Origin of the sequence: Actinosynnema sp. NPDC023658, assembly GCF_040639995.1 — a bacterium.
Taxonomy (GTDB): domain Bacteria; phylum Actinomycetota; class Actinomycetes; order Mycobacteriales; family Pseudonocardiaceae; genus Actinosynnema.
Genome location: NZ_JBFAAX010000562.1, coordinates 1 through 3,713 on the forward strand (window position 1 = coordinate 1; position 3,713 = coordinate 3,713).

General features: G+C 72.4%; 3 protein-coding genes and 1 pseudogene. 2 read left to right on the forward strand and 2 right to left on the reverse strand.

Going from position 1 to position 3,713, the window contains the following annotated elements:
* A pseudogene (locus AB0G02_RS31165) lies at positions 1 to 634 on the reverse strand (histidine kinase); the annotation flags it as partial.
* Positions 631 to 1,308 (reverse strand): response regulator transcription factor, encoded by a 678-nt coding sequence (locus tag AB0G02_RS31170; RefSeq protein WP_360801155.1) that lies wholly within the window; start codon positions 1,306 to 1,308, stop codon positions 631 to 633. The pseudogene AB0G02_RS31165 and the gene AB0G02_RS31170, both read right to left, overlap by 4 nt.
* A gap of 291 nt (positions 1,309 to 1,599) precedes the next feature.
* Between AB0G02_RS31170 and AB0G02_RS31175 the strand changes: the two genes are divergently transcribed.
* Positions 1,600 to 2,775 carry a bifunctional glycosyltransferase family 2/GtrA family protein gene (locus tag AB0G02_RS31175; RefSeq protein ID WP_360801158.1) on the forward strand — a complete coding sequence of 392 codons (1,176 nt, stop codon included), beginning with the start codon at positions 1,600 to 1,602 and terminating at the stop codon, positions 2,773 to 2,775.
* The coding region (locus tag AB0G02_RS31180) for a glycosyltransferase family 39 protein (RefSeq protein WP_360801161.1) at positions 2,772 to 3,713 on the forward strand (942 nt) is incomplete at its 3' end. The genes AB0G02_RS31175 and AB0G02_RS31180, both read left to right, overlap by 4 nt.

Here is a 3,713-nt window from a genome sequence, read left to right on the forward strand (position 1 = left end):
CTCCTACATCACCTACGTGCCGACCTACGCGACCGAGCTGGGCATCAATCTCCGTCAACCGCCGCATCGGCGTCAACGCTCGCCGGGTGAGCAGCTGCCCGGCCGCGGCGACGAGCAGCGCCCCGAGGACCGACACGACGACCAGCACCTCGGCCAGGGTGTGGAGGGTCTCGTCGATCTCGGTGAGGCTGCGGCTGACGACGAGGACGTCGCCGTCCTGCAGCGGGTGCAGCACTAGGCGCACCGGCGTCCCCGAGCGGGTTCGGCCTTCGCGCAGGGTGGTGGCGGTGACCTGGCGGTCGTGCGGGTCGGTGACCACCTGGTCCACCCCGGCGGGCGCGCAGATGGTGCCGTCGGTCCGGATCAGCTGGGCGCCCCGCAGGAAGCGCTGCAGCTCCTCGTTGGCCGGGTTCGCGGTGCACAGCAGCCCGAAGTCCGGTTCCGGGGCGATCGGTGGCGGCTGCACCGCGCTGGGCGGCAGGCCCACGAGCAGCGACTCGTCCAGCTGGGCGCGCAGGTTGTGCCGGGTCGTCACCCAGGTGACGGTGCTGATCGCGGCGATCGCCACCGCGACGACGCACCCGGTGATCAGCGCGATCCGGCTGCGCACCAACATCCGCCCGCGGCCCGTCACGACGGTTCCCGCAGGATGAACCCCACCCCGCGCACGGTGTGCAGCAGGCGCGGCAGGCCACCGGTCTCGGTCTTGCGCCGCAGGTAGCCGATGTAGACGTCGAGGTTGTTCGTGCCCGGGTCGTGCCCCCACACGGCGTGCTTGAGGTGCTGCTTGGTGAGCACCTTGCCCGGGACGCCGAGGAACACGGTGAGCAGGTCGAACTCGGTGGGGGTCAGCTCGATCGGCAGGCCGGCGCGGACCACCTCCCGGGTCCGGGGGTCGAGCCGCAGGTCCGCGAACTGCAGGAACCGCGGTGCCGGCCGCTGACCCCGGTTCTGCTTGAGCAGCGCGCGGACCCGCGCCAGCAGCTCCTCCAGCGCGAACGGCTTGACCAGGTAGTCGTCCGCGCCGGCGTCCAGGCCGGTCACCCGGTCGCCCAGTGCGTCACGTGCGGTGAGCATCAGCACTGGCAACCGTTGACCGGCCGCGCGTAATCGGCGGCAGGTCTCCAACCCGTCGACGTGGGGCATCATCAGGTCCAGGACCGCCAGGTCGGGCACCGGTGCGGCGGCGAGCAACCGCAACGCCTCGGCCCCGTCGGCCGCCGTGACGACCTCGTAGCCCTCGAACTCCAAGCTGCGCCGCAGGCTGTCCCGCACGTCCGGGTCGTCGTCCACCACGAGGAGCCGCATCCCCCGCCCCGCTCTCGTCGCGTTGCGCAACCGCCGGCTCGCGAGGGTACTGACGCCGGCTCGCGCGCGGCCGGCCGGGAGGGGCCGGGCTCTCACGAATCTCTCAGGGGAAACCAAGGCCGTTCTCACGACCGGTTCACCACGCTTGGCGCTCGACCGGTCGTCACGCCGTGGCCGGTGCGGGCGTGCGAGGAGAACGGAGAACACATGTCGGCCAGCACGACACGCGCAGACCCCTCCGCTGCCGGGCGACGTGACACCGAAGCGTCCGCCGCGACCCGTGTGGACATCATGATCCCCGTGCACGACGAGGAACGCGCCCTGCCGGGTTGCGTGCGGGTGCTGCACGAGTTCCTCGCGGAGCAGTTCCCCTTCGACTGGACCATCGTCGTGGTCGACAACGCCAGCACCGACGACACCCTCGCGGTCGCCCACGAGCTGGCCGACCGGTTCGACCGCGTACGGGTCCACCACCTGGACCGCAAGGGACGCGGGCGGGCACTGCGCGAGTCCTGGGAAGCCAGCGAAGCCGCCGTCGTGGTGTACATGGACGTGGACCTGTCCACCGGTCTGAACGGGCTGCTGCCGCTGGTCGCGCCCTTGGTCAACGGGCACTCCGACCTCGCGATCGGCTCCCGCCTGGCCCCCGGCTCGCGCACCGTGCGCGGCCCGAAGCGCGAGTTCGTCTCACGTTGCTACAACGCCCTCGTCCGGCTCACCCACGGCGCGCGGTTCACCGACGCCCAGTGCGGCTTCAAGGCCGCCCGCGCGGAGGTGATCCGACCGCTGCTGGACCACGTCCGCGACGACTCCTGGTTCTTCGACACCGAACTGCTGCTGCTGGCCGAGCACAACGGCCTGCGGGTCCACGAAGTGCCCGTCGACTGGGTCGAGGTCGTCGACAGCCGGGGCGACGTCCTGGGCACCGCGCGGGCGGACATCAGGGGTCTGGTGCGCGTCGCCCGCGCCAAGGCCAACGGCACCGCGCGGGTGGCCGGACTGCCGCGACGGCCCCGACTCCGCGCCACCCACCCCGACGCGGTGCTCAGCCGCAGCGAGGGCGGGCTGTCCTGGCAGGTGCTGTCCTTCGCCGCCATCGGGACCATCTCCACGGCGGCGAACCTGGCCCTCTACGGCGTGTTCCGCACGTGGTGGCCGGTGCTGGTGGCCAACCTCGCCGCACTGGTGATCACCACCCTCTTCAACACCGAGGCCAACCGCCGCTACACCTTCGCCGCCCGCGACAAGGCCCGCGGCAAGTCGCACGTGCAGGGCTTCGTCGTGTTCGGCCTGTACTACGCCTTCACCTCCGCCGCGCTGCTCGTGCTGTACCGGCTCGCCCCCGAACCGGGCCGTGCGCTGGAACTGGCGGTGCTGCTGGCCTCCTCGGTGCTGGGCACCGCGGGTCGCTTCCTGCTGCTGCGCGGTTGGGTGTTCCGGAGGAACGACGGAAAGGACCAGGCATGACCGCCGCCGCCACCGAAGCGGTCCCGTCCACGCCGGGAGTCGCCGGACCGCGCCCCCGGTGGCCCGCGTGGGCCCTCGCGGTGATCTGCGCGGTCGCCGCCGCGCTGTACGCGTGGAACATCGGCGCCGGACAGGTGGGCAACCCCTTCTACTCGGCCGCCGCGAAGTCGATGACCGCGAGCACCGCCAACTTCCTGTTCGGCTCGTTCGACCCGGTCGGCGTGGTGACCGTCGACAAACCGCCGATGTCGCTGTGGCCGCAGGCGCTGTCGGTCGCGGTCTTGGGCTTCCACGGCTGGGCGGTGCTGCTGCCGCAGGCGGTCGAGGGCGTCGCCGCGGTGTTCCTGCTGCACCGCACCGTCCGCCGGTGGGCGGGAGAGCACGCGGCCCTGCTCGCCGCGGCGATCCTGGCGCTCACCCCGATCACCGTGGCGATCAACCGCGACAACAACCCCGACACGCTGCTGGTGCTGCTGCTCGTCGCGTCGGCCTACGCCTTCACCCGGTCGGTGCAGGCGCCGACGGACGGCGCTCGTACCCGGTGGCTGGCGTGGTGCGCGCTCTTCATCGGCTGCGGGTTCCTCACGAAGATGCTCCAAGCGTGGATCATCGTGCCCGCCGTCGCCCTGGCCTACCTGGTGGGCACCACCGCGCCGGTCCGGCGGCGCGTCCTGGACCTGCTGGGCGCGGGTGCGGTGCTGGTGGCGTCCTCGTTCTGGTGGGTGGCGCTGCACGCCTGGTGGCCGGGCGACCGGCCGTACGTCGGCGGCAGCGCCGACGGCGGCGCCTGGGACCTGATCGTCGGCTACAACGGCCTCGGTCGAGTCTTCGGCGGTGACGGCAACACTTCGGGGAGCGCCGGTGGCCGACCACCCGCGGCCCCGGACCTGCCCGCGGGCGTCTCCCCGCCCACTGCCGATCCCGCCGTGTTCGGCGGC